At 66.2% G+C, this 24674-nt stretch carries 27 protein-coding genes; 6 read left to right on the top strand and 21 right to left on the bottom strand.

The genetic code is table 11. From position 1 onward, the window contains the following. Positions 1-17 precede the first annotated feature (17 nt). From AC07VL_RS11925 to AC07VL_RS11895, 7 genes are all read right to left on the bottom strand, one after another. The gene (locus AC07VL_RS11925) at positions 18-932 is read right to left on the bottom strand and encodes an acyl-CoA desaturase (protein WP_494806026.1); all 915 of its coding nucleotides are present in this window, start codon (positions 930-932) and stop codon (positions 18-20) included. After that, positions 932-1249 (bottom strand): DUF3144 domain-containing protein, encoded by a 318-nt coding sequence (locus AC07VL_RS11920; protein ID WP_290601337.1) that lies wholly within the window; start codon positions 1247-1249, stop codon positions 932-934. The genes AC07VL_RS11925 and AC07VL_RS11920 overlap by 1 nt, the downstream gene beginning before the upstream one ends. 67 nt (positions 1250-1316) lie before the next feature. Next, positions 1317-1817, bottom strand: a complete 501-nt coding sequence (locus AC07VL_RS11915; protein ID WP_494806025.1) for a gluconokinase — start codon at positions 1815-1817, stop codon at positions 1317-1319. Between the two features lie 2 nt (positions 1818-1819). Further along, complete coding sequence (gene yfiB / locus AC07VL_RS11910; RefSeq protein WP_494806024.1) at positions 1820-2323, bottom strand: outer membrane lipoprotein YfiB; 504 nt, start codon at positions 2321-2323, stop codon at positions 1820-1822. A gap of 17 nt (positions 2324-2340) precedes the next feature. Continuing rightward, positions 2341-3606, bottom strand: coding sequence for a diguanylate cyclase DgcN/YfiN (dgcN, locus tag AC07VL_RS11905; RefSeq protein WP_494806023.1), 1266 nt, complete (start codon positions 3604-3606; stop codon positions 2341-2343). After that, on the bottom strand, positions 3603-4178 hold the full coding sequence (gene yfiR / locus AC07VL_RS11900; RefSeq protein ID WP_494806022.1) for a regulatory sequestration protein YfiR: 576 nt from the start codon (positions 4176-4178) through the stop codon (positions 3603-3605). Before yfiR ends, dgcN begins: the two co-directional genes overlap by 4 nt. 194 nt (positions 4179-4372) lie before the next feature. Further along, complete coding sequence (locus AC07VL_RS11895; protein ID WP_494806021.1) at positions 4373-6025, bottom strand: Na+/H+ antiporter; 1653 nt, start codon at positions 6023-6025, stop codon at positions 4373-4375. Positions 6026-6226: 201 nt separating this feature from the next. Between AC07VL_RS11895 and AC07VL_RS11890 the strand changes: the two genes are divergently transcribed. The 4 genes from AC07VL_RS11890 (at position 6227) to AC07VL_RS11875 (ending at position 11213) form a co-directional block, all read left to right on the top strand. Continuing rightward, positions 6227-7525 (top strand): c-type cytochrome, encoded by a 1299-nt coding sequence (locus AC07VL_RS11890; RefSeq protein ID WP_494806020.1) that lies wholly within the window; start codon positions 6227-6229, stop codon positions 7523-7525. 41 nt (positions 7526-7566) lie between these two features. Further along, on the top strand, positions 7567-8037 hold the full coding sequence (locus AC07VL_RS11885) for a (2Fe-2S)-binding protein (RefSeq protein WP_494806019.1): 471 nt from the start codon (positions 7567-7569) through the stop codon (positions 8035-8037). Then, on the top strand, positions 8030-10360 hold the full coding sequence (locus AC07VL_RS11880; RefSeq protein WP_494806018.1) for a xanthine dehydrogenase family protein molybdopterin-binding subunit: 2331 nt from the start codon (positions 8030-8032) through the stop codon (positions 10358-10360). The genes AC07VL_RS11885 and AC07VL_RS11880 overlap by 8 nt, the downstream gene beginning before the upstream one ends. A gap of 190 nt (positions 10361-10550) precedes the next feature. Beyond that, positions 10551-11213, top strand: a complete 663-nt coding sequence (locus AC07VL_RS11875; protein WP_494806017.1) for a dienelactone hydrolase family protein — start codon at positions 10551-10553, stop codon at positions 11211-11213. A gap of 10 nt (positions 11214-11223) precedes the next feature. On the opposite strand, the gene fghA is transcribed toward AC07VL_RS11875, so the two are convergent. The 6 genes from fghA to AC07VL_RS11845 all read right to left on the bottom strand — a co-directional run bounded on the left by fghA (position 11224) and on the right by AC07VL_RS11845 (position 15061). Further along, positions 11224-12093, bottom strand: a complete 870-nt coding sequence (gene fghA, locus AC07VL_RS11870) for an S-formylglutathione hydrolase (protein ID WP_494806016.1) — start codon at positions 12091-12093, stop codon at positions 11224-11226. A gap of 56 nt (positions 12094-12149) precedes the next feature. Then, entirely contained in the window at positions 12150-13013 is an 864-nt protein-coding gene (locus AC07VL_RS11865; protein ID WP_494806015.1) for an NAD-dependent protein deacetylase, read from the bottom strand. Positions 13014-13063: 50 nt separating this feature from the next. Then, a complete protein-coding gene (gene lepB, locus AC07VL_RS11860) occupies positions 13064-13735 on the bottom strand; it encodes a signal peptidase I (protein ID WP_494806014.1) in 672 nt (223 codons plus the stop codon). A gap of 161 nt (positions 13736-13896) precedes the next feature. Continuing rightward, positions 13897-14142, bottom strand: coding sequence for a hypothetical protein (locus AC07VL_RS11855; RefSeq protein WP_494806013.1), 246 nt, complete (start codon positions 14140-14142; stop codon positions 13897-13899). Continuing rightward, a complete protein-coding gene (locus tag AC07VL_RS11850) occupies positions 14139-14390 on the bottom strand; it encodes a hypothetical protein (protein ID WP_326456841.1) in 252 nt (83 codons plus the stop codon). Before AC07VL_RS11850 ends, AC07VL_RS11855 begins: the two co-directional genes overlap by 4 nt. Before the next feature lie 131 nt (positions 14391-14521). Beyond that, positions 14522-15061 carry a GNAT family N-acetyltransferase gene (locus AC07VL_RS11845; protein ID WP_494806012.1) on the bottom strand — a complete coding sequence of 180 codons (540 nt, stop codon included), beginning with the start codon at positions 15059-15061 and terminating at the stop codon, positions 14522-14524. An 83-nt stretch (positions 15062-15144) separates the two neighbouring features. Between AC07VL_RS11845 and AC07VL_RS11840 the strand changes: the two genes are divergently transcribed. Beyond that, positions 15145-15537 (top strand): VOC family protein, encoded by a 393-nt coding sequence (locus AC07VL_RS11840; RefSeq protein ID WP_494806011.1) that lies wholly within the window; start codon positions 15145-15147, stop codon positions 15535-15537. Position 15538: 1 nt separating this feature from the next. Here the strand turns inward: AC07VL_RS11840 and AC07VL_RS11835 are convergent, their stop codons facing one another. Further along, positions 15539-16123: a DinB family protein gene (locus AC07VL_RS11835; protein ID WP_494806010.1), complete on the bottom strand. Its 585-nt coding sequence runs from the start codon at positions 16121-16123 to the stop codon at positions 15539-15541. 161 nt (positions 16124-16284) lie between these two features. Here AC07VL_RS11835 and AC07VL_RS11830 point away from each other — a divergent pair, with 161 nt between their 5' ends. Beyond that, on the top strand, positions 16285-17277 hold the full coding sequence (locus AC07VL_RS11830; protein WP_494806009.1) for an HDOD domain-containing protein: 993 nt from the start codon (positions 16285-16287) through the stop codon (positions 17275-17277). A 39-nt stretch (positions 17278-17316) separates the two neighbouring features. Here AC07VL_RS11830 and AC07VL_RS11825 read toward each other — a convergent pair whose 3' ends face one another. The 7 genes from AC07VL_RS11825 to AC07VL_RS11795 form a co-directional block, all read right to left on the bottom strand. Further along, positions 17317-18018, bottom strand: a complete 702-nt coding sequence (locus tag AC07VL_RS11825; protein ID WP_494806008.1) for an ABC transporter ATP-binding protein — start codon at positions 18016-18018, stop codon at positions 17317-17319. After that, positions 18011-18724: an ABC transporter ATP-binding protein gene (locus AC07VL_RS11820; protein WP_131377111.1), complete on the bottom strand. Its 714-nt coding sequence runs from the start codon at positions 18722-18724 to the stop codon at positions 18011-18013. Before AC07VL_RS11820 ends, AC07VL_RS11825 begins: the two co-directional genes overlap by 8 nt. Then, positions 18717-19691 (bottom strand): branched-chain amino acid ABC transporter permease, encoded by a 975-nt coding sequence (locus AC07VL_RS11815; protein ID WP_494806007.1) that lies wholly within the window; start codon positions 19689-19691, stop codon positions 18717-18719. The genes AC07VL_RS11820 and AC07VL_RS11815 overlap by 8 nt, the downstream gene beginning before the upstream one ends. Next, a complete protein-coding gene (locus AC07VL_RS11810) occupies positions 19688-20560 on the bottom strand; it encodes a branched-chain amino acid ABC transporter permease (protein WP_290601311.1) in 873 nt (290 codons plus the stop codon). Before AC07VL_RS11810 ends, AC07VL_RS11815 begins: the two co-directional genes overlap by 4 nt. A 100-nt stretch (positions 20561-20660) precedes the next feature. Then, on the bottom strand, positions 20661-21827 hold the full coding sequence (locus AC07VL_RS11805; protein WP_494806006.1) for an ABC transporter substrate-binding protein: 1167 nt from the start codon (positions 21825-21827) through the stop codon (positions 20661-20663). Between the two features lie 103 nt (positions 21828-21930). Next, positions 21931-23472, bottom strand: a complete 1542-nt coding sequence (locus tag AC07VL_RS11800; protein WP_494806005.1) for a class I adenylate-forming enzyme family protein — start codon at positions 23470-23472, stop codon at positions 21931-21933. Positions 23473-23483: 11 nt separating this feature from the next. After that, positions 23484-24638, bottom strand: a complete 1155-nt coding sequence (locus tag AC07VL_RS11795) for an acyl-CoA dehydrogenase family protein (RefSeq protein ID WP_494806004.1) — start codon at positions 24636-24638, stop codon at positions 23484-23486. Positions 24639-24674 lie beyond the last annotated feature (36 nt).

The following is a 24674-nucleotide window of genomic DNA, read 5'->3' as shown; positions in this document are numbered from 1 at the left end:
GAACGATTGGTCAACAACTATTTTTCCGTGTTCCATCGCCGCAGTTCCGGCCGCGGCGCCAGGTCTTGCGGCAGGCGCAGGTCGGACACCAGGCCCATGCGCCGCCACAGCAGCAGCACCCACCAGCCGGGGTCCCACTCGCCCCGCAGCAGGCCCAGGCGGGCGGAGCCGGGATAGGCATGGTGGTTGTTGTGCCAGCATTCGCCCATGGTCAGCAGGGAGGCGAGGCGGATGTTGTGGCCCTGCACGGCGGCGCCGTCGACGTGGAAATGCCGCTGGCCATGGTTGTGCGCGAAGTAGCCGATCAGCCAGTGGCCCAGCACCCCGGCGCTGACCCGGGCGCAGACGCCCCAGCAGGCCAGGCCCCAGCCGCCCCACAGGAACAGCGCGATGGCCCACGGCATCTGCTGCAGCATCCAGGTTCTTTCCAGAAAACGATAAAAACGGTCGTGCGCGATGCGCGCTTCGATGCGGATCCGCGGCGGGTGGTCGAGTTCCAGGCGGCAGTGAAGTTGCCACCAGGCATCGCGCCAGAAGCCGCCGCCGTGGCGCAGGTAGGGGTGGCAGGCGGGCAGGCGCTGGGCGTAGTCGCGCAGCTCGTGCTGGCGCAGCAGGCCCAGCGGACCGCCGAGGCCCACCAGCACGCCCAGGTAGACGAGCAGGTATTCCAGCCAGAGGGGACAGCGGTAGCTGTCGTGGATGAGTTTGCGGTGGCTGCCCAGGGAGTGGCCGAAGAGGAGAACGATGGCCGTGCTGGCCAGGAACAGCGCCAGGCCGGTCCAGCTGAAGGCGAGGGTGGCGCCCAGCACGGCACCGGCCAGCATGGCCGCCAGCCACAGCGATGGCACGGGCGCGTAGCGCACGGCACCATGGAGCACGCTGTCGGCCCGGGGCGCGCTGGCGCGGTGGCCCGCCAGGCTGGCCGTCGGCATCAGCCCTTGGGGGCGGCCGACGGTTGCGTGTACTTGTCGAAATTGGCGATGTAGTCGTTGAAGTTATCCGTCAGCATGCGCTTGTACTGTTCCGTGAAGAAGGCCACGGCGTCATCCTTCTCCTGTTGCATCTTGACCACGTCGTTGGTCTTGCTGGCAACGAGGAAGGCATTGAAGCGGGCTGCCGCGTACAGCAGCGAGGTGGCCACTTCGTTGCCGCGGCTCTGTTCGCACTGCTCGTTGGCAAGGGCGATGATCTGGTCGGCGCGTTCCCAGAATTCCGGGCCTGGGGCTGGTTTGGTGCTGGCTGTGGTCATAACTATCCTTCATGAAAGTGCGCGTCAGTCTACACAGCGGGCCGCTGGCTGTCCAGCGCGCGGCGCGTCAGGGCGTTTGCAGGATCTGCCCGACCAGCACGGCGGGCGGCTGGCGGATGTCGAGCACGATGCCCGCCTCGTCCGGCTGCAGGGGCTGCAGGGTGTGCAGCTGGCTGTCGAGCAGGCTGGGCGGCATGAAGTGGCCGGGCCGCTGCATGCGGCGTTCCAGCACCTCGCGCGGACCGTCCAGGTGGGCAAAGCGCAGGGCCGGGTCGCCCCGGCGCAGCACGTCGCGGTAGGCGCGCTTCAGGGCCGAGCAGGACACGACGAGGCCGCTGCCCTGGGCGCGGGCCGAGGCGATGCGCTCGCGCAGGGCGTCCAGCCAGCCGGCCCGGTCGGCATCGTCGAGGGGGATGCCGGCGGCCATTTTCGCCACGTTTTCCGGCGGATGCACGTCGTCGCCTTCCACGTAGGGCACGCCCAGCGCGCCGGCCAGCGCGTTGCCGACGGCGCTCTTGCCGCAGCCGGACACGCCCATCACGACCCAGCGCGCGGCGGGTGGCGCCATGCTCACGGCGCCGTGACGATGATGGTGACGCGGCGGTTTTCCGCCTGGCCTGTCTTGGTGGCGTTCGAGGCCACGGGCTTGCTCATGCCCAGTCCCTTGACGACGAGGTTGTTGCGCGGAATGCCCGTCGCACTCATGGCATCGGCCACCACGTTGGCGCGCGCCAGCGACAGCTTGATGTTATACGCTTCGGTGCCTTCGTTATCCGTATGGCCTTCCACGCGCATGTGCGTGATGCCCACTTTTAGCAGGGCGGCGCTGATTTTCTGGATGGCAACCCGGCTTGGCGCCGTCAGTCGTGCGGCGTCAAACTCGAACAGCAGCTTGTCGGTGAAGCTCAGTTCCCAGCCCTCATCCGTCTGCACGAAGCCTTGCTCCGTCAGGGTGGCGACCTGTTCGGCATTGAACGGCGATTTCTTTGCCGGCGTGCTTTGGCAGGCGGCCAGCAGGCCCAGCATGAGCATGGCGAGGAAGCCGAGGCGGAATTGCTTGAAGAGGAATGGCATGGTGTTGCTCCTTGCGGTCAGGGGTGAGTATGGGGCAGGCGCGCCACCTGGCGCGTACCGCGCTGGGCCTGCTTGGCGCGGTACATGGCTTCGTCCGCCGCGCCCACGAGGGAGGCGGCGTCGATGGCGTGGTCGGGAAAGACGGCCACGCCGATGGTGAGGGAACTGACGATGCTGTTGCCCGTGGGCAGTTCGATGGCTTGCGCCATGGCGGCGATGATGTTGTCGGCGATGTGCATGGCATCGCTGCTGTTGCGCAGGGGCTTGAGCAGAATGGCGAACTCGTCGCCGCCCAGGCGCGCCACCAGGTCGCCTTCGCGCAGCTGCTGCTTGATGCGCGCGGCGATCGTCACCAGCACGCGGTCGCCCGAGGCGTGGCCGAAGGTATCGTTGATGTACTTGAAGCGGTCGCTGTCGAGGAACAACACGGCCACCTTGCCATTGCCGACGCGCGCTTCGATGATGGCGCGCTCCAGCTCCGTTTCCATGAAGGCGCGGTTCGACAGGCCCGTCAGGCTGTCGTGGTTGGCGCGGTGCGACAGCGAGGCGTTTTCCTTCTGTAAATGGCTTTGCCACGCTTCCAGTTCGTCGAGCAGGGCGTTGAAGTCGTCATTGATCTGGTTCAGCTCGGCAATATTGGCCGGCGGCACGCGCAACTCGAACGAGCGGTCGCGCCGCACGCGGTGCGCCGTTTCGGCCAGGTGGCGCAGGGGCGCCGTGATATCCGTTTCCATGCGGCGCGACAGGCGCACGGCGACGATCAGGCTCAGCGCCAGGCAGGCCAGCAGGCAGGACAGGCCGCTGAGCAGGAAGGGCAGCAGGCTGCGGCTGTGCGGTATCAGCTTGATGCTGCCGATCACCTGTTCATCGTGGGTGATGGGGAAGGTCAGCGAATCGGGCAGCATCCAGCCCGTCAGGGTGCGTTCGATGAAGTAGCGCGTGCCGTGCTCGCCCCGTTCCCAGCGGGCCAGCACCTTGCCATCCCGGTCGCTGACCTGGGCCTGGTCGATGTCTTCATTGACGCCGATCAAGGCCAGCGCTTCCTTGGCGGCCATGGGGTCGCCGAAGACGACGGCCGCTTCCACCGTGTAGCTCATCGAGCGTGCCACGAGGCGCAGGTTCTGGTCCGAATACACGCGCAGGGCCAGCAGCGCCACGGCCGTCAGGGTCAGGCCGGCCGCCAGCACGGCGATCAGCGACACGCTCAGGTGGGCGCGCCGCAGCACGCTGTCGAGCGTGGGCCGCGGCAGGCTGGCCAGCTTGCCGGTCAGGCGCGCGTTCATGGCTGGGCTCCCTTGCGACGTGCAATTTGCAAGGCGTTCGGATGCACGCGCAGGCCGCTGCGGGCGATGGCGTCGAGGTTGACGTCAAAGCCGATCTGCGCCTCCGTCAGGCGCAGGCAGAACATGGTGCCCACGGGGCAGGCGGCCCCTGGTTCGCTGACGGACAGGATGGGCTTGCCGATGATCTGCGCCAAAAGCTGGTCGCGCTCGCCATCGGGCAGGCTGCCCACGTAGACGACGTCGCATTCGTTGACGGCGCCGGCCGCCGGCTGGACCTTGACGCGGATGCGCTGGCCCAGGCTGGATGCGGGCTTGTCGACGATGGCCGCGCCATAGTGGGGCGCGCCCACCATGCAGACGCGCACTTCGGGGCGCGCCACGGGCCAGCGCACGTAGCTGATGATGCCGAACAGGACCTGGGCCACTTCGGCCGGGCGCCTGGCGTCGGGCGCCGCGCTGCCCTGGGCCCATGCGGCCTGCGATGCCAGCACGGTGCAGGCGAACGCCAGCAGCACGGCGGCAAGCAGGGCGGGCGGCGCGGCGCGCTGCCGGTGGCAATGGGAAGAGGGCACGGCGTCGTGTGTCTTTATTCAGGTCGGGTTGGCTACGCGGATTGCTACTCATCAACACAGACTGTACGGAAATGCGTGCGGAAAGTAAATCGCTGATGCCCTATAACCTTGCATTATAAACACTAATGCAAAAACTTGCATTCTTTACCATGAGAATGTCCCGGCATCATGAAAAATACCGGGCCGGACTGTCTCTATTCTTCCAATGTCGCTTCCAGCAAGTCGATTTCGCGCAGCAGGCGCAAGTGGATGGTGTCGTCCAGCTCGCCCGAGATGCGGCGGCGGAACAGTTCGTCCCGCTCCGCATTCAGCGCTTCCAGGCGCAGCGCCCGCTCGGCCTTGGCCAGTTCCTGCATGCGCGTCGCTTCGTCGTTGCTGCTTTCGCCATAGGCGAGGCGGCGCCGGTAGGCTTCGATCAGGCGGTTGGCCGCTTCCGTGACGACTTGCTGCTTGCCATCCTTGTCGATGCCGGCGCAGACTTTTTCCAGCCGCGCGATGGCCGCTTCGGCGGCGGCGGCGCGGGCATTGCGCTCTTCCGTGGAGCGCCGGGCGGGCGGGGCGAACACGAGGCCCTTGGTCAGCAGGGGCAGGGTGACGCTGGCCAGCAGCAGCGACAGCAGGATCACGCCCATGGCCAGGAAGATGACGAGGTCGCGCGCGGGGAAACGGTTGCCGTCAGGCAAAAACAGGGGCAGGGTCAGGATGCCGGCCAGGGTCAGCGCGCCGCGCACGCCCGCGAACGAGGCCACCAGCAGCAGGCGCAGGCTGGGACGCGCCAGCAGGGCCGCTTCCTTCGATTCGCCCGCCACTTTCTTGTTGTGCTTGAACAAGGTCAGCTTCATCGAGATGAAGACCCAGACGAAGCGCATGAAGGTCAGTCCCACCGTGATGGCGATGACGAACAGGGGCAGTTTCCAGGCGCTGCCGGCGCCCACTTCGATGGAGGCGGCGGGCAGGCCGGCAACGGTGGCGGGCAATTGCGCGCCCAGCATGACGAAGATGGCGCCGTTCAGGACCAGTTGCACGGTATCCCACACGGCCTTGCGCTGCGTGCGCGTGGCGGCCAGGGGGCGGCCGATCAGGTCGGCGTAATGCATGGACACGCCCGCCGTGGCGGCGGCGAGGATGCCGGAACCGTGGATCTGCTCGGCGCCCAGGTAGGCGGCAAACGGGATCAGGATGCTGATGAGGATCTGCAGGCCCGGCTCTTCGCCAACCTTGCTCACCAGCCATTTATTTGCCAGGCCCACGCCCCAGGAGATGGCCAGGCCGATGACGATGCCGCCGCCCGCTTCCTGCAGGAAACTCAGCGAGGCGGCGCCGATGGAAAAGCCGCCCGTCATCATGGCGCCCACGGCAAACGTGAAGCAGACGAGGCCCGAGGCGTCGTTGAGCAAGGATTCGCCTTCGAGGATATGCATCAGGCGCGGCGGGATGGGGTTGCCGGCCGCAATCGCCGACACGGCCACGGGGTCCGTCGGCGAGAGGATGGCGCCCAGGGCGAAGGCGACGGCCAGCGGCACGCTGGGGATGAGCCAGTCGATGAAAAAGCCCATGCCCAGCACGGTAAACAGCACCAGGCCGATGGCCAGCATGAGGATCGAGCGCGCGTCGGAAAAGAAGGCGCCCTTGGGAATGCGCCAGCCATCGAGAAACAGCAGGGGCGGAATGAACAGCAGGAAAAAGATGTCGGGATCGAGCGGCACTTGCACGCCGAACATGGCCAGGCCCGTGCCACCGGCGATCTGGATCAGGGGCAGGGGCAGCTTGACCCAGCGCGAACGGGCGATGAAGCCGCACAGGACGACGGTCAGGACCAGGATGAGGATGATGGTAACGGTATGCATGGGGGGCAGGAAGGCGGGGAGCGTGCTGAAAAGGTGATTATAAGGGGCCGCCCGCTCATGGGGCCGCCTGCGTGTCATTGCGTACATACAACAAGTCACAATCGCGGTAAGATTGTCATGCTGGCCCTGTTGCCGCCGCCAGCCGCTGGCGGCAGGGTCCGCCTTGCTGTCACTCCGCCTTTACTTTCACTGGTTCCTGTTTTGTTCAAAAAGATTGTCACCGGCCTGCTGCTTTTGCTGGCGCTACTCATCCTGGCGGCGCTGGCCGCCTATGTCTATTACTGGCGTCCTGCGCTGGCGCCCATCGACCCGCCCGCCGCCACGGCGTTTTCCCCGCAAGTGGTGGACAAGGGCCGCATCCTGGCGGGCATGGGCAATTGCGCCGCCTGCCATACGGCCACGGGCGGCGCAGCATTTGCGGGCGGCCATGGCCTGGCCACGCCGTTTGGCACGATTTATGCCACGAATATCACGCCCGACCCGCAGACGGGCATCGGCCGCTGGTCGCTGGCCGCCTTCCAGCGGGCCATGCGCGAAGGCGTGGACCGCGACGGGGCCCACCTGTATCCCGTCTTTCCCTACACGCACTTCAACGGCGTCTCGGACGGGGACTTGACGGCCCTGTACGCCTACTTCATGACGCGTCCGCCCGTGTACGCCGTGGCGCCCGCCAACACCGTGCCCTTTCCCCTGAACCTGCGACCCCTGCAGGCGGGCTGGAAGTTGCTTTACTTCAAGCCTGGCAGCTACCGGCTGGACCCTGCGCAAGGGCTGGACTGGAACCGGGGCCGCTACCTGGCCGAGGGCCTGGCCCATTGCGCCGCCTGCCACACGCCGCGCAATGCGCTGGGCGCCGAGATCGCCGGCTCCGCTTATCTGGGCGCGAGCATCGACCACTGGTATGCCCCCGCCTTGACCGGCGCCAATACGGCGCCGCTGCCGTGGACGCGGGAGGAACTGTATGCCTTCCTGCGCACGGGCGTGACGGCCCTGCACGGCGTGGCGGCAGGACCCATGTCGGCCGTCGTGCACGAGGGCATGGGGGCGTCGCCGGACAGCGACATCCGCGCCCTGTCCGTGTATTTTGCCGGCGTGGCCGGCGCTGACGGGCGCAAGGTGGACGCCGATGCCGTGATCGAGGCCGGCATCGCGCGCTCGCAGCGCGTCAGCCTCGTCGACAACGACCGTGGCGCCAGCCTGTACGTGGCCGCCTGCGCGTCGTGCCATTCGAACAGCAATGGCCAGCCCGTGGCATTGCGCCCGGAACTGAGCCTGAACAGCGCCGTCAGCGCGCCCGACCCCGCCAACCTGGTGCAGGTGATCCTGCACGGCATCGGCAAGGACGCGGGCATGCCCGGCGTGCTGATGCCCGGCTTCGCCGCCTCGCTGACGGACAACGACGTGGCCCAGTTGGCGGCCTATTTGCGCCGCAGCCGCAGCCACCAGCCGGCCTGGACGAACCTGGAAGCGGCCGTGGCGCGCGCGCGTGCCGGCAAGTAAACATGAAAGTTTCTTATGTATGACACTTATTTATAACACTTATGTATAACATGACCGTGAATGGCCAGCCGTTCGGCACCGAGGCCGATGGCGAGACGCCCCTGCTGTGGCTGCTGCGCGACGAAGCCCAGTTGAAAGGCACGAAGTTTGGCTGCGGCATCGGCATGTGCGGCGCCTGCACCGTGCACGTGGATGGCCGCGCCATGCGCGCGTGCATCACGCCGATTGCCGCCGTGGCCGGCTGCGCCATCACCACCATCGAAGGCCTGTCGCCGGACGGCACGCACCCGCTGCAGCAGGCGTGGATCGCCACGCAGGCGCCCCAGTGCGGCTATTGCCAGTCGGGCCAGATCATGCAGGCGGCCACCTTGCTGAAAGACTATCCGCAGCCGACGGATGCGAACATCGATGCCGTCATGAGCGGCAACCTGTGCCGTTGCATGGCGTACGTGCGCATCCGCAAGGCCATCAAGCTGGCTGCCGGCATGCAGGCGGAGGCGCCGCATGCTTGAGTTTCCAGGCAAACTGCCGAAAGAGGGCGGCGCCGGCCGTTCCCCCTCGCCGGGCCGGCGCGGCTTCCTGATCGCCGCCGCCGGCACGGGCTTGACGTTCGCCTTTTTACGCGCCGACAGTTCGCTGGCGGCCGGCAAGGCGGCGCAGGCGCCGCAGGCCAAGGCGGCCGCGCCCGTGTTCGATCCCAGCATCTGGTTCCAGATCGACCGTGACGGCATGATCACCGTCAATATCGCCAAGGCGGAAATGGGCCAGCATATCGGCACGGCCCTGGCGCGCATCGTGGCCGACGAGCTAGAAGCGGACTGGAGCAAGGTGCGCCTGCATTACGTCGACACGGACCCGAAATGGGGCTTGATGGTGACGGGCGGCAGCTGGTCCGTCTGGCAGAATTTCGATCCGCTCAGCCGTGCCGGCGCGGCCGGACGCCTCGCGCTGGTCGAGGAGGGCGCGCGGCTGCTGCGCGTGCCCGTGTCCGGGTGCCATGCGAAACTGGGCGTGGTGCATGGCCGCGGGCGCTCGATCAGCTATGGCGACATCGTGCGCCGGGGCAAGCTGGCGCGCCAGTACACGCCCGCGCAGCTGAAGGCCATCGTGCTCAAGACGCCGCAGCAGCGCAGCCTGATCGGCCAGAACGTGCAGGCGCTGGACATCCCGCCCAAGACGAATGGCACGGCCGTGTACGGTATCGATGCGCACGTGGACGGCATGCTGTACGCGAGGCCGAAGATCCCGCCCACGCGCTACGGTTCGAAAGTGGTTTCCATCGACGACTCGGCCGCGAAGAAAGTGCCGGGCTACCTGCATTCGGCGGCCCTGCAGGACCCCAGCGGCAGCGTGCCCGGCTGGGTCATGGTGTATGCGCAGTCATACGCTGCCGCCGTGCGCGCGGCCGACCTGGTGCAGGTGAAATGGCGGGCCGGCGCGGCGTCGCACGTGTCGGAGCAGGATATCCTCGGCTATGCGGGCAAGCAGCTGGCCGATGCCACCCTGGGCGCCCGCGTCGTCGACGATGAGGGTGTGGAGCAGGCGTTCAAGGATGCCAGCCTGAAACTGGAGCGCCACTACACGACGAGCACGGTACTGCATTTTCAGCTGGAACCGGTGAATGCGCTGGCGCAGGAAATCGACGGCGTCTGGCACATTCACGCGGGCAACCAGTGGCAGTCGCTGATCCTGCCCGTGCTGGCCCAGGCCTTGAAAGTGCCGGAAGACAAGGTCATGCTGCATACCTACCTGCTGGGCGGCGGCTTCGGCCGGCGTTTGAACGGCGACTATTGCGTGCCGGCCGCGCTGGCCGCGCAGGCCGTGGGGCGGCCCGTCAAGATGATCTGCACGCGCGCCGACGATGCGCGCTTCGATTCGCCCCGTTCGCCCTCGGTGCAGCATGTGCGCATGGCGTTTGACGCCGCTGGCAAGGTGTCGGCCATGGTGCACGAGGCGAGCGCGGGCTGGCCCACGCAGGCGATGATCCCCGCCTTCCTGGCCAAGGACAAGGATGGCCACCCGTATGACCCGTTCGCCATCGCCGGTGCCGACCACTGGTACACGGTGGGCGCGCAGCGCGTGCGGGCCGTGTCGAACGACCTGGCCAACAGCAGTTTCCGCCCCGGCTGGCTGCGTTCCGTGGGGCCGGGCTGGACGAATTGGGCCGTGGAAAGTTTCATGGACGAGGCGGCGCAGGCGGCGAAGGTCGATCCGCTGGCCTTCCGCCTGTCCTTGCTGCAGGCCACGGGACGCAACGCGGGCAGTGCGCCGAATGCCATCGGCGGCGCCGCGCGCCTGGCCCACGTGCTGCGCCGGGCGGCGGAAAAGGCGGGCTGGGGCACGGCCATGCCGCCCGACACGGGCCTGGGCATCGCCGCCACGTTCGGCCAGGAACGCGACATGCCCACCTGGACGGCATGTATTGCCAGAGTGAAAGTGGACCGCAGCACTTGCATGGTGAAAGTCGAAAAGCTCACGATGGTGATCGACGCGGGCACCATCGTCGATCCGGACGGCGCGCTGGCGCAGGCGGAAGGGGGCGCCCTGTGGGGCGTGAGCATGGCCCTGCATGAAGGCACGGCCTTCCTGAACGGGCAGGTGAAGGATACCAACCTGAATACCTACACGCCCCTGCGCATGGCCGACGTGCCCGAACTCGACATCGAGTTTGTTGCCAGTACGGCAACGGCGACGGGCCTGGGCGAGCCGCCTACCACGGCCGTGGCGCCCGCCATCGGCAATGCCATCTTTGCCGCCGTGGCGTCGCGCGTGCGGCATCTGCCGATCCGCCCGGAAGCCGTGCTGAAGGGACTCGACCGGCACGGCGCCGTCTGACCTCGCCGCGTGGCTTGCCATGCGCGAACGGCCGCAGGCGCGGCCGCGCAGGAACGGCCGCAGGCTGCTACACTGAGGACTGCCGCTGCGGGCATGCATTCATGCCCGTCCCGGCAAGATCAGCTAGACCATCAGCCCGATAGCCGGCTCGACAGCGCGGCTACAGACCAGCCCGATAGCGGAGGCAGCCATGCAAGAACAATTTGTCAGCATTACGGCGGATGAACTTCAGATGGACGGCGTGCTTGAATTGCCGGAACGCCCGGTGGGCATCGTCCTGTTTGCCCACGGCGCCGGCGCCGATAGCGACTACCTGGGCGCTTCCAGCCATGCCACATCCCAGGATTTCCTGCGGGCAGGCATCGCCACCTTGCGCTTTGACCAGGCCGGCGTCGGGCCTGGCGGCGGCAGCAATGGCCATGCCTATTTCGTGCGCAGCGATATCGTCCTGCTGGCGCGGCAGCTGGAAAAGGCCCTGGGCTGGCTGCAGCTGGACCCGTCCACGCGGCGCCTGCCCTGCGGCCTGTATGGCTATGGCACCAGCGCGGCCGTCGTGATGCAGCTGGCGGCCTGGCGCAGCGCGGACATCGCCGCGCTGGCCGTCTGCGATGGCCAGGTGGAAATGGCGGGCAAGGCGGCGCTGGAAAACGTGCGCGTGCCCTCCCTGCTCATCGTGGGCGGGCGCGACCCCGACGTGGCGGGACTGAACCGCATGGCCTTTGCCACCTTGCGCTGCGACAAGCAACTGGAGCAGATCGCCGCGCCCGGCGGCCCCGACACGCGCCACCAGGCGGCCGTGCTGGCCACGGACTGGTACACGCGCCACTTCAACGGGCATACCAGCACGGCGTAGTAGACGCCGGTCAGGCAACGGCGCGCAAGTTCCGCGCATGGAAGCGCAGATGCTCTTCCATGAAGGTGGCGATGAAGTAATAGCCATGGTCGTAGCCGGCATGGCGGCGCAGCTGCAAGGGCTGGCCGGCGTCGCGGCACGCCGCCTCGAACACGTCCGGATACAGTTGATCGGGCAGGAATTTGTCGGCCAGGCCCTGGTCGATCAAGATGCCGTTAGGAAATAGTGCCGGCTTGCCCGCCAGGCCGCGCATCAGGGCGCTGGCGTCGTACTGCTGCCAGCCGGCCTCGTCGCTGCCCAGGTAGCCCGTGAAGGCTTTCTTGCCCCACGGACATTGGCTTGGCGCGGCGATGGGGGCAAAGGCGGACACGGAACGGAACAGTTCCGGATTGCGCAAGGCCAGCACCAGGGCGCCATGGCCGCCCATCGAGTGGCCGAAAATCCCCGTGCGCTGCGCGTCGATCGCCAGTTCCTGCTCCAGCAGGGCGCGCAATTCCAGGATGTAGCTGTACATGCGGTAGTGGCTGCTCCATGGCGCCTCGGTGGCATCGACGTAAAAGCCGGCGCCCGCGCCGAAATCCCAGGCATCCGTCTCGCCCGCGATGCCCGCGCCGCGGGGACTGGTGTCGGGCGCGATCAGGATCAGGCCTTCCTCGGCCGCCACGCGCTGGGCGCCACCCTTGATCATGAATGTTTCTTCCGTGCAAGTCAGACCGGCCAGGTAAAACAGGGCGGGGCGCTTGCTGCTGGCCGTGGCGCCTGGCGCCGTGTCCGGAATGAAGGCCGAAAAACGCATGGGCAAGCCGATCGCGTGTGCATCGTGGCGATAAAAACGTTGTACGCCGCCAAAACAGGCGTGTTCACTCAACAGTTCCAGCATGAATTCTCCTCGTCAATCCCACAGTATAGCCAGAGCGGCATGCCGCCGGGCGCGGATCAGCCCAGCATGGCCGCTAACGCTGGCAAGATGTCCTGTGCCGGCGCTTCCGTCTTGAACGCGAGCAAATGATCGGCGCGCGTCATGCCCAGGTTGATGGCGGCCACGGGTTTGCCCGTTTCGGCCGCCATGCGGCACAGGCGAAAGCTGGAATACACCATGACGGACGAGCCGATCACCAGCAGGGCGCTGGCCTCGCGCATCTTGCGTTCGGCCTCGGCGGCCCGCGCGGCCGGCACGCCGTCGCCGAAAAACACCACGTCCGGCTGCAGGGTGCCGCCGCAGTGCGGGCAGCGCGGCACATGGAAAGTGGCCAGCTGCGACGGCTCCAGCAGCGCGTCGCCATCGGGCGCCGGCGTGGCCGTGGCGCCCAGCAGTTGCGGATTGTCGTGTTCCAGCATGTTTTGGATCGTGCTGCGTGGAATGCCGGCGCGGCAATCGAGGCAGACGACGGCATGGATGCTGCCGTGCAGCTCCGTCACGGCCGTGCTGCCCGCCTGCTGGTGCAGGCCATCCACGTTTTGCGTGACGAGGCCGCCAATTTGCCGGCGCTGCGCCAGTTGGGCGATGGCCAGGTGGCCGGGATTCGGCGCGGCGCGCGCCAGGGCCGGCCAGCCCACCATGCTGCGCGCCCAGTAGCGGCGCTGCACGGCTTCCTGGCGGCGAAAATCGGGGCCCTGCACGGGCGCGTTACCGCGCCGCACGCCATCGGCGTCGCGGTAATCGGGAATGCCCGACGCCGTGCTGATGCCGGCGCCCGTCAGCAGCAGCGCATCCGGGTGGCGCTGCAGGAACTGGGCCAGCTGGTCGAGGGCATGGTGCGTGCTGGCGGGCCGCTGGCTGGCGAGGGAAAAGGTGGACATGATGCGCCATGCTAACCGAAAAGCACGGCGCCGTTGCGAGGCGACAGCTTTTATTCCAGCTTCATGCCGAAGCGCTGCAGGCGGGGCTGCCAATGTTCCTGGATGTTGGCCGACACGAGGATGCGCTCGGCCTTGCCGATCAGCAATTCACGGGGCACGAAGCCGAAATAGCGCGAATCGGCGCTGTTGTCGCGGTTATCGCCCAGCATGAGGAAATGGTCGGCCGGCACCGTCACGGGGCCGAAGCTGCGCGCCGCGCCGGTGAGCTGCGGCAAGACCTGGATGCGGTGCTGCTCCGTACTGTTGCGTTCGCTGATGCGCTGCGCCGTCAGCTGGCCCAGCTGGGCGACGGTTTCGGGCGCCGTGTCGAGCGCCGTGTACTGGGCCGGCTGGCCGTTGATGACCAGCTGTTCGTTGCGCATTTCCACCGTATCGCCGGGCAGGGCGATGATGCGCTTGATCAAACGCGTGCCATCTTTCGGCGAAAAAAAGGTGACGATGTCGCCCCGCTGCGGCTCGCCCAGGCGCTGCAGTACGATATCGGTCAGCGGCACTTTTAGGTTGAAGGCGAGGCGGTTGACGAAGACCACGTCGCCTTCGAGCAGGTTGGGGCGCATGGATGCCGACGGGATCGGATTCCAGTCCGCCACGGCCGTGCGGAACACGCCGAACAGCAGGAGAAACATCAAGAAACCTTTGTTGGCGCGCATCCATGTGCTCATATCGGCTCTTTCGCTGGGCTGTGCCCGTGAGGGGGAAGGAAGGCGCCATGGCTGCTGGCGCCATATCACGATGCACGGCGAGACTGAAGCCAGTCTTAAATCAAGCGCATGCGCGGCCGATGGCGCGACTGTTGTTGCGTGCACGCATCATCACGCCAGCCTCAGGGATGGCGACACGGCGCTTGCGTGTCGTCGTTGCCGTTCGGCAGGCGCTTGCCGTGCATGTCATCCCACAATTCGCCCAGCGCCACCAGCAAGCCGCCGGCCACGAGGGGGATGGCCGCCAGCCATGGCATGCTGTCGAGCCAGGTGCCCAGCAGGATGGCCGAGGCCACGGCGATGACGAGGGCGCTGCACCAGAAACGGCGCGGATGCCGGAGCGTGAACAGGTAATGAAGGTGCTTCATATATCCTCCTTGGTGAGCATGCGGAACAGCCGGGCGGCCAGGATGCTGCTGACGGCGACGACGATGCCGCCGTCCAGGAAAAACAGCACCTTGCCCACCAGGTGCATGCCCTGTATCAGGTAGGCGGGTAGTTCCTGCGCTTCCGCCCATTGCGTCATGCGTGCCAGCACGATGGCGGCGGCAAAGATGACGATGGCCAAGGTCAGCACCAGCAGCACGTGTTCGAACAGGCGTTGACGCAGTTTCATGTTGGACTTGGCAAGATATTAAAAATTCCCGAGCCTTGACGTTATCAGCCCAATATCGCCGTGCTTTGCGTTGTCACAAAGGCGCTGGTGATAGGATAAAAGTCGCGTTGCCGCCAGAAAAATGCGACATTTCAAGCCATGGTTTGTGTGTTGCGCCGTTCAAAATACAGCAAGTCCGACCAGTCACCCTGGAAAAGCATGGCTTTTTCCGAGCGCCCGTATTGGTGAAAGCCATTGCGCTGCATGACGGCGACCGAGCCCAGGTTTTGCGGCCGCGCCGTCGCTTCCACGCGCCACAGGCCCAGTGCGCCGAATGCTTCTTCCAGCAGCAGGGCCACCACGCGCGTGGCGTAGCCGCGTCCGCCGAAGCGTTCGCCGATGCGGTAACCGATTGCTGCCTTGTTGAAATAGGGCCGCGTGACGCCCGTCAGGTTGACCCTGCCGATGATCTGGCCGTCCAGCTTGGCTAGGTATTGGTAGTTGCGGTCTTGCTGGCGTTCGCGCTGCGCCTGCTCGATGGCGGCGGCGATGGCTTCCTGGCCATAGTAGGACGGTGCGCGGGCCGTGACCCAGCGTTCAAAATAGGCGCGGTTTTCCAGTTCGAAGGCCAGCAAGGCGTCGAGATCGGCGCTGGCAGGCGGCTGCAATTGAAGGCGGTCAAGGTCGGACATGGCGGCGGCTCAAAAAGAGAAGCGCCATTATAATCAGGCGGCGCCCCCTGGCGCACACGCGATCGAACTCACGAAGGAGCGGCATGCTGTCCCATATTTGCCTCGGCACCAACGATTTTCCCCGCGCCTATGCTTTCTACACGGCCCTGACGCGAGAACTTGGCCTGATCGAAAAATTTCATGATACGGCCAAGCCCTGGGCCGGCTGGATGGCGCAGGACGCGCCGCGCCCCCTGTTCGTGCTGACGGCGCCGCATGACGGCTTGCCGGCGACTCCCGGCAATGGGCAGATGACGGCCTTGCTGGCGGCCAGCCGCGCGCAGGTGGACCGCTGTTACCAGGCCGCGCTGGCGCAGGGTGCCGCCTGCGAGGGACCGCCGGGCCTGCGGCCCCATTACCATGCCCATTATTATGGCGCCTATTTCCGCGACCTCGATGGCAACAAGCTGTGCGTCTGCTACCACGGCGAGGAATAGGTCAGCGCCGGCCCCAGATGTCGTCTTCCGTCCAGCCCAGTTCCGCAAAATCCTGTGCCCGCTCGTCCGCTTCGCCGGCGCAGAAGAATTCGTCGAGCTGCGGCGGCGCCACGCGGGTGCCGGCCAGCATGGCGTGCACCTGTCCCCGGTGGTGGATCTGATGCTGGAACAGATGCGCCAGCAGGCGCAGGCGCGTGTCGACTTGCGGCGTGTCGCGCAGGATCGTCACGGGCCGCGCCAGGTCCGCGTCGCACAGGCTGCGGCAATGCGCGATCAGGCGCGCATCCGAGGCGCGCTGCGCCGCATGCAGGGCCGCGCAATCGGTGAACGGTTCGTCCTGTGCAAATAAGACATAGCAGTCGGCATGAGGCGCGTCGCCGCGCAGCTCGCGCTCGAGCGCATCGAGATAGAACCAGTCGCAGGTGAGGATGTGGTTCAGGGTGAACTGGATGGTGGGGAAGAAGCTGACCCGCGTGGCCTGGAATTCGGCGCCGGTCAGTTGTCCGCACGCTGCCAGCAGGCGGTGGTTGGCCCAGGCGTTGTTATACGCCTGGCTGGTGATGTAGCGCGCCAGCATGTTGCTCATGATTTTCCTTGCAAAAGCAGGGGACCTGCGGGAGTACTACTGTAGCAGCTTGCGGCCGGAGGACAAGGCTGCCCACCCCGGCCGTGCCGGTGCGGCCGGCATCAAGTAAAATCGCGGGGCGGATGTCGCGATAATGATGCATATAAGGCAGTATTGGCAAAATGGGCTGGATAGGAAAACTACTCAACGGCGGCGACGCAAAAAACAAGCCTGCGCCAGCCACCACGGCGGCGCAGCCCGAGGCGGCGCGGCAGCCGGCCACCAGCGCCGAAATCGATGCCGTCTATTACCGCTGGCTGGCGGCCGCGGGGGCGACGCAGGCTGCGCCACAGGAGGAACAGCAGATTCTGGACGCATTGATGCGCCTGGCCAGTGAACCGGTCGCCGGCGCTGCGCTGGTGCCGCGCATTCCGGCCATCATCCCGCAGTTGATGCGGACCTTGCAGGATGAAAACATGAGCGCGGCCGAGCTGTCGCGCCAGCTGGCCCAGGACGTGCCGCTGGTGGCCGAGGTCTACCGTGAAGCGAACCGGCCCTGCTACCATTCGCGCTACAACGCCAGCCCGTCGATCAACAATATGGAAGGCGCCATCATGCTGCTGGGGCAGAACGGCATGCGCATGCTGCTGGCCCGCGTCGCCTTCCGCCCCATCGTCAGCATGCAGAGCGGCGGGCTGACCATCCGCACGGCGCCGCTGATCTGGCGCCAGTCCGAGAAATGCGCGCTGGCGGCCAACCTGCTCGCGCCTGCGCTGCAGGCAAACGCCTTCGACGCCTATCTGGCGGGACTGATGGCCAATGTGGGTCTCGTGGTGGCGTTCCGCCTGATCGACCAGATGCATGCGCCCGATGCCTTGCCGCAGTCGGACGCCTTCATCGCCCAGGTGTTTGCGCAAGCGCGCATCCTGTCGGCACGGATCGCCGAATTGTGGGAGTTCCCGGAGTCCGTCATTCGCGCGATCGGCCAGGCCGGAGCCGATGCCCACGCCGATGCCGATCCGCAGGCGCAAGCGCTGGCGCAGGGCGAGCGCTTGAGCAAGCTGCGCATACTGGTCGATACGGGCCGCTTCCCGGCCGACGATCCCTTCGTGACGGCAGGACTGGGCAGGGGCGACCTGCAGGTGTTCGACAAACTGGCCGACGACGGGGATTGACGGCCGCCGGCCAGTCAAGGCCCGCGCCGGGCGGGCTGCTCAGCGCGCGAAATACAGCGCGTGCAGGTGCTCCAGGTCGACATCAAGCGCCGGCTGCGACAGCGCCACCTTGCCGCTTTGCATCAGGTAGACGTGGTCGGCCACGCCGACGGCGCGCGCCGTGTTCTGCTCCACTAAAATGATGGTGCGCCGGCCGTCGTTCAGGCGCGCGAGGATCTCGAACAGCTCGTTGACCACCAGCGGCGCCAGGCCCAGCGAGGGTTCGTCGATGATCAGCAGCGACGGGTCCGACATCAATCCCCGCGCCATCGCCAGCATCTGCGCCTCGCCGCCGGACAGCGAGCCGGCCAGCTGCTTGCGCCGCTCGTGCAGCCGGGGGAACATGGCGTAGGCTTCGGCCAGGCGCGCCGGCATGTGGCTGCGGTGCTCCTTGGGGAAGGCGCCCATGATCAGGTTTTCTTCCACGCTCATGTCGCGGAAGGTCATGCGCCCCTCGGGGATCATCGTCACGCGTGCATCGCTCATCTTCCACGTGGGTGTGCCGTTGATGGGCGTGCCGTCGAGCGTGATCGTGCCCGCGCCGACGGGCAGCAGGCCCATGATGGCGCGCAGCAGGGTCGTCTTGCCGGCGCCATTCGGGCCGATGATGGTGGTCAGCTTGCCCTTCCGGATGGACAGCGACACGTCCCACAGCACATTGATGGCGCCATAGCCGGCGCGCAGGTTTTCTATGTTAAGCATGCGCGGCTCCCGTGTAGCTTTCGATGACGGCCGGGTCGCGGAAGACGGCATCGGGCGTGCCGTCGGCGATCAGCTGGCCAAAATTGAGCACGGCCACGCGCTGGCACAGATTGCTGATGGTTTCGATATCGTGCTCGATCATGACGATGCCCACGCCAAACTGCGCATGTAAATCCTTCAGCATGCCCATGAAGCGGCGCTTGCCGTTCGTTTCCAGGCCGGCCAGCACTTCATCTAACAGCAGCAGTTTCGGGTTCGTCGCCAGCGCCTTGGCCACTTCCAGCGCCTTCAGTTCCGTCAGCGCCAGTTCGCTGGCCGCGTCGCGCTGCGCCTTGTCCGCCAGGCTCGTGAAATCGAGGATTTCATCGATCTTGCGCTGGTCCACCTTGCCCGTGCCGAAGCGCTGCGCCACGACGAGGTTTTCGCGCACCGTCAATTCATGCATGGGCTGCGGGATCTGGAAGGTGCGGCCGAGGCCCAGGCGCGCGCGCTGGTACATGGGCGTGGCCATGATGTCGCGCCCCTCGAAGCGGATACCGCCGCCGGTGGGGCGCACCAGGCCGGAAATGGCGTTGAACAGGGTGGTCTTGCCGGCGCCGTTCGCGCCCACCAGGCCGATCACGTCGTGGCTACCCACGTTCAGGGTGACGGAATCGACGGCCGTCAGGCCGCCGAAGCGCACGGAGACATTATCGAGTTCAAGCATGTGCTTTCTCCTTGGCGTTGAACGCGTTTTTCAGCCATTTTTGCAGCAGCGGCAGCAGGCCGTTCGGGCTGAAGACGATCATCGCCACCAGCAGCATCCCCAGCACCAGTTGGTGCCCGGTAGGGATCAGCGACTTGAAGATCAGCTGGTCGACCAGGTAGACCACCACGGCGCCCAGCACGGGGCCGAGTATCGTGCGGTAGCCGCCGAAGATGGCCGCCACGATCGGTAAGGTGACCCACAGGCTGTTGAAGGCGTAGTCCGGCTCCAGGAAGTTGATGTAGTGGGCGTTGAAGGCGCCGAACAGGCCCGCCATGAAGGCCGACACGAGCAGCATGGCGCCTTTCAGCAAGGTGCTGTTGACGCCGACGACGCGCGTGGCGTCTTCGCTGTCGTGCATGGAGCGCAGGGCGATGCCGTAGTGGCTGGCGCGGATGCGGCCGTAGGCGAAGGCGCAGCACACCACCAGGGTCAGCACCACCAGGTAGGCGCCCGTCTTGCTGGCCAGGTCGAAGCCGAGGACGGTGGGCAGGGCCGGGATATTGTTGATGCCGCCGGCGCCGCCCGTGACGGCACTCCATTCTGTGGCGAGGATGCGGAAGATGTGGGCGTAGGCGAGGATGGCCAGCGCAAAATACGGCCCGCGCAGGCGCAGCACGGGCAGCATGATGATGGCGGCGATGGCCGCGCCCGCGCCGCCCAGCAGCATGGCGGCAAACACGGGCACGCCCAGTTTGACGGTGGTCAAGGCGGAGACGTAGGCGCCTACGCCGAAGAAGGCCGCATGGCCGAAGCTGACCATGCCGCCCAAATTACCGAGCAGGGCCCAGGACATGGCCACGCCGCCGATGATCAGGGCCGCCACCACCATGCTCATGACATACTGGTTGGCGCCCAGCGCCAGCGGCACGGCGACATACGCGGCCAGCAGCAGGCCCGCCGTTGCAATGACTGTCGAACGCTTCATCCGCGCCTCCGTTGTGCGCCGAACAGGCCGTTCGGCATGATGAACAGGACCAGCAGGAACAGCACCATGCCGGACAATTCCTGCAGCGCGGAGCTGGCCAGGGTGACGGTCAGCGCCTCGGCCACGCCCAGCAGCACGGCGGCAATCAGCACGCCGGGGATGGATCCGATGCCGGCCAGTACCGTGATGATGAAGGCTTTCACCGTCAGTGCGCCGCCGTAGGCGGGCTGGATCACGCCATAGCTGAACAGGGCGACGCCGGCGAAGGCGGCCAGGATGCCGGCGACGAGGAAGGAAACCAGTTCCGTGCGGCCCGGGTCGATGCCCATCAGCTTGGCCGCGTCGCGGTTGCTGGAGACGGCGCGCACGGCGCGGCCATACCAGCTGGTGGACAGCCAGCGCCACAGGGCCGCCATCAGTACCAGGCTGACGCCAAAGAAGATCACTTCGCTGCGCATGCTGAAGAAGGGGCCGATCTCGAAGCCTTCCTGCAGCCAGCTCGACGACGTCGAGCGGATGTCGGCCTTCCACACGAGCAAAATGAAATTGGTGAGGATCACGCCGATGCCGTAGGTGAGGATCAGCGAATTGATTTCGCGGTCTTTCCTGATGCGGCTGACGATCAGGTAGACGCCCACGGACGTCAGGCTGACGATCACCAGCGCGATGGGAATGGCGAACATGGGACCGAGTCCCAGGCCCGATTCCACGCTGTAGGCGATGTAGGCGGCCAGCAGCACCAGTTCGCCGTGCGCCAGGTTGATTACTTTCATGGTGCCGAACACCAGCGCCAGACCCAGCGCGATGAGGGCGTAGGAGCCGCCCTGCAGCAAGCCCGAATACAGGGCCTGCAAGATTAATTCTGTCATGTCGTCATCCCGTCAGGCAGACCGCCGCATCGCGCGCGACGCGTGGCGCTGCCGTTCATCGGTGCGTGCCGTGGCACGCGCGTGTGCAGCGGGAGGCTGCTTACCAGGGCACGGCGGGGTAGTTCAGCTTGCCCGTGGCGTGCTCCTTAGGCCAGACGATCACCACCTTCTTGTCCTGGTGCTGCGCCATGCGGTGCACGAAGTTCTGGTTGTCGCCATTGGCGGCGAACTGCACCCGGCCGATCAGGGTTTCGCGGTCCGTCTTGCGCATTTCCTCGGCCACGCCGCCCTTCTTGATGGTGCCCTTGTCGGCCGCGCGCGCGATGGCCTCGAACAGCAGCATCGACTGCACATAGCCGAACTGGCCCAGGTAGTCCGGTTCCTTCTTGTACAGCTGTTTGTAGGCGTCGCTGAAGGCCTTGCCGTCGGCCGTCTTGAATTCGGTCGGGAAGGGCAGCAGGGCCGTGCCGAAGACGTTCGGCATCAGGTCGGGGAAGTCGGCCGCCATCTTCGGCGTGGCCAGCGACCACACGCCCACCATGGCCTTGATCTTCGGCTTCAGCACGCGGGCGGCGCGGATGATGCCCACGTAATCGTTTTCGTAGCCGACCATGGCCACCACTTCGGACTTGTCCTGCAGCTTGATCTTGTTGATGATGGGCTTGAAGTCCGTGATGGCCGGGTCGAACGAGTGCGTCGTCACCTTCACGCCCCTGGCGGCCAGGGCCTTCTCCACGTCCTTCGCCAGGCCCGTGGTGGCGTCCTTGGTCGAATACACGATGGAGACGGATTTCGCACCCACGTCGGCAAGCAGGCCCAGCATGGCTTTTTCGTAGCCGGCCGTGTTATTGATGCGGAAAAAATTCTTGCGCCCGCTGGCCACCAGGCTGTCGTCCACGCCGCCCGAGGTGATGTAGACGAGGCCCAGCTTATTCGCCGTGTCCGAGGCGGGCGAGATATTGTTCGAGCCGTAGCCGCCCGTGATGGCCACCACGCCCTGGCTGGCCAGTTTTTCCACGGCGGCGATGGCTTTGGCCGGCGCCGATTCGTCATCGACAGTGACGATCTTGATCTTGTGCTTGCCGTTGGTCTTGTTGAACACTTCGGCCGCGACCATGATCCCTTCCTGCATGCCGGCGCCGACGCGCGCCAGGTTGCCCGTCAGGGGGATTTCCGCGCCGACGAGGAATTCGTCGGCGCTGGCCTGCGTCATCCAGGCGCTGGCAAGCAGTGCTGCCATGGCGATGCGTGTGTATGTGCGTTTCATCGTGTCTCCTCCGGTGATGTGGCCGGCGCCAGGATCGGCGCCGGCGAAGCTGCCCGCGTGGGTTTTATTGTCGGGTCTCTTGAAACCAACTGCAATGCTGAATTTACTGCCTTTCCTGGGCCATCTGCCGCAGTTGTCCTTTTAGTATCTTGCCGGTGGCCGCGGCCGGCAGAGCTTCCATGACGATGATGTCCGACGGGCATTTGTAGGGCGACAAGGTCTGCGCCAGATAATCCTGCAAGGCCTGCACCGTCACCGGGTGCTGCGCGTCCAGCTCCACATAGGCGATGACGTCTTCGTTGCCATCGGCCAGGCTGCGCCCCACGACGGCCGACTGCACCACCGATGGGTGGGCGTTCAGGGCCGTTTCCACTTCCAGCGGATACACATTGAAGCCGGAGCGGATGATCAGTTCCTTGGTGCGGCCCACGATGAACAGGGCGCCATCGCGCTCCTGGCGCGCCATGTCGCCCGTGTTGAGCCAGCCGCCGTCGCGCATGGTGGCCGCCGTCATGGCCGGTTCGCGGTAGTAGCCGGCCATGACGTTCGGCCCGCGTATCCACAGTTCGCCCGCCTCGCCCGGCGCCACGTCGACGCCGTCGAGGCTGACGACGCGCACTTCCACGCCGGGAATCGGCGTGCCCACGGAATCGTCGCGGCGCGGGGCTTCCAGGCGCGTCTGGCTGATGGTGGGCGCGCTTTCCGTCATGCCGTAGCCATTGTGCAGCGCGGTGCCCAGCAGCTTTTCCACGTCGTGCTTGAGCGACGGCGCCAGCGGCGAGCCGCCCGCATACGCAAAGCGCAGCCGCGTGGGCAGCGGCGTATCGGCGCCGCCCAAGGTTTGCAGCAGCTTGGCGTACATGGCGGGCACGCCCTGCACGATGGTCAGACCGTCGTCCTGCAGGGCCGAGAGCAGGCCGTCGACGGAAAAGCGCGGCACCAGGTACAGCGCGGCGCCCGCATACAGGGTGCCCAGGGCCACCGAAGCGAGGCCATACACGTGCGAAATGGGCAGCACGCCGTAGGCGCGGTCGCTGCTGCTCAAGCCGCGCAGGGTGCTGGAGACGGCGGCGATGAACAGCAGGTTGCGGTGCGTGAGCATCACGCCCTTCGACTGCCCGGTGGTACCCGTCGTGTAGATCAGCGCGGCCACCTGTTCGTTGCCGGGCACCGTGTCTTCCGCGATGGCCGCCTCGTTCAAGCCACCGGCCAGCAGCTCGCCCATGCCGTCGACGGTGACGGCGCTGGCCGCGCCCAGACGTGGGGCGTGCGCGGCCGCCTCCGGCGAGGCGCCGGCCAGGAACAGCATCCTCCGCGCGGAACTGTGCGCGGCGATGGTGTCGATCTCGCGCGCCGACAGGCGCGCATTGACGTTGACGATCAACGCCTCGATGCTGGCGGCGGCAAAAATCAGCGCCACCTGCAGCGCGCAGTTCTCGCCCACCACCATCAGGCGGTCGCCGGCGCGCACGCCGAGGTCGCGCAGCAGCTGCGCGGCGCTGTCCACACTGTGCTGCAACTGGGCGTAGGTCCAGCTGCGGCCACCTTCATGCAGCGCGGGCGCGTCGGGCGCGCGCGTCGCCCAATAGATGGGGATGGCCGACAGGCGCGCCGGCAAGTGGGCCAGCAGGGCGGGAATGTCCATCGCGGCCTCCTTCACTTTTGCGCTGCCTTGATCATGTTGCGGGCGATGACGATCTGCTGGATCTGCGTCGTGCCTTCGTAGATGCGGAACAGGCGCACGTCGCGGTAGAAGCGCTCGGCCGCGTATTCGCTGATGTAGCCGGCGCCGCCGTGGATCTGCACGGAGCGGTCAGCGACTCTGCCGCACATTTCGGAGGCGAACAGCTTGCAGCACGACGCTTCCGTCGAGATGTCTTCCTTGTTGTCGCGCCGGCGCGCGGCGTCCAGCACCATGCTGCGCGCGGCATAAATTTCCGCCTTGCTGTCGGCCAGCATGGCCTGGATCAGCTGGAATTCCGCGATGGGCTGGCCGAACTGCTGGCGCTCCATGGCGTAGGCCAGGGCGTCGGCCAGCATGCGCTCGGCCGCGCCCACGCAGACGGCGGCGATGTGCAAGCGGCCCTTGTCGAGCACCTTCATGGCAGTTTTAAAACCCACGCCTTCCTTGCCGCCGATGATGTTCGCGGCCGGTACCCGGCAATTTTCGAAGATGACGTCGCAGGTATGCGCGCCTTGCTGGCCCATCTTCTTATCGATCTTGCCTAAAGAAAGGCCCGGCGTATCCTTTTCCACGATGAAGGCGGAGATGGCCGAGGCGCCGCGCTTGACGGGGTCTGTGCGCGCCATGACCGTAAAAATGCTCGCTTCGGGTGCGTTGGTTATGTAGCGCTTGCTGCCGTTGAGGATGTAAAAGTCGCCATCGCGCACGGCCGTCGTGCGCAGCGAGGCGGCATCGGACCCCGATCCCGCTTCCGTCAGGGCGAACGAGCCGATGATCTCGCCGGCCGCCAGCTTGGGCAGGTAGTATTGTTTTTGCGCTTCCGTGCCGTCGATGACGATGCCTTGCGAACCGATGCCGTTGTTCGTGCCGATCAGCGAGCGGAAGGCGGGCGAGGTGCGGGCGATTTCAAACGCGACGCGCACTTCCTCTTCCATGCTCAGTTCCAGGCCGCCGTAGGCTTCCGGAATGGACAGGCCGAACAGGCCCAGTTCGCGCATCTGCGCCACGATGGCGGGCGGGATGGTGTCCGTTTCGGCCACCAGCGCCTCGTTCGGCACCAGCACTTCGCGCACGAAGCGGGAGATGCTGCCCAGCAGGATGTTCAGGGTTTCTTCGTCGCGTATCATCGGATTGATTCCTTGGCGCTGTGATTGGAGCTGTGA

Source organism: Janthinobacterium sp. GW821-FHT03C08, from assembly GCF_059420905.1.
The sequence above is the reverse complement of the archived record's forward strand: the minus strand, read 5'-3'. Positions and strand labels throughout refer to the sequence as shown.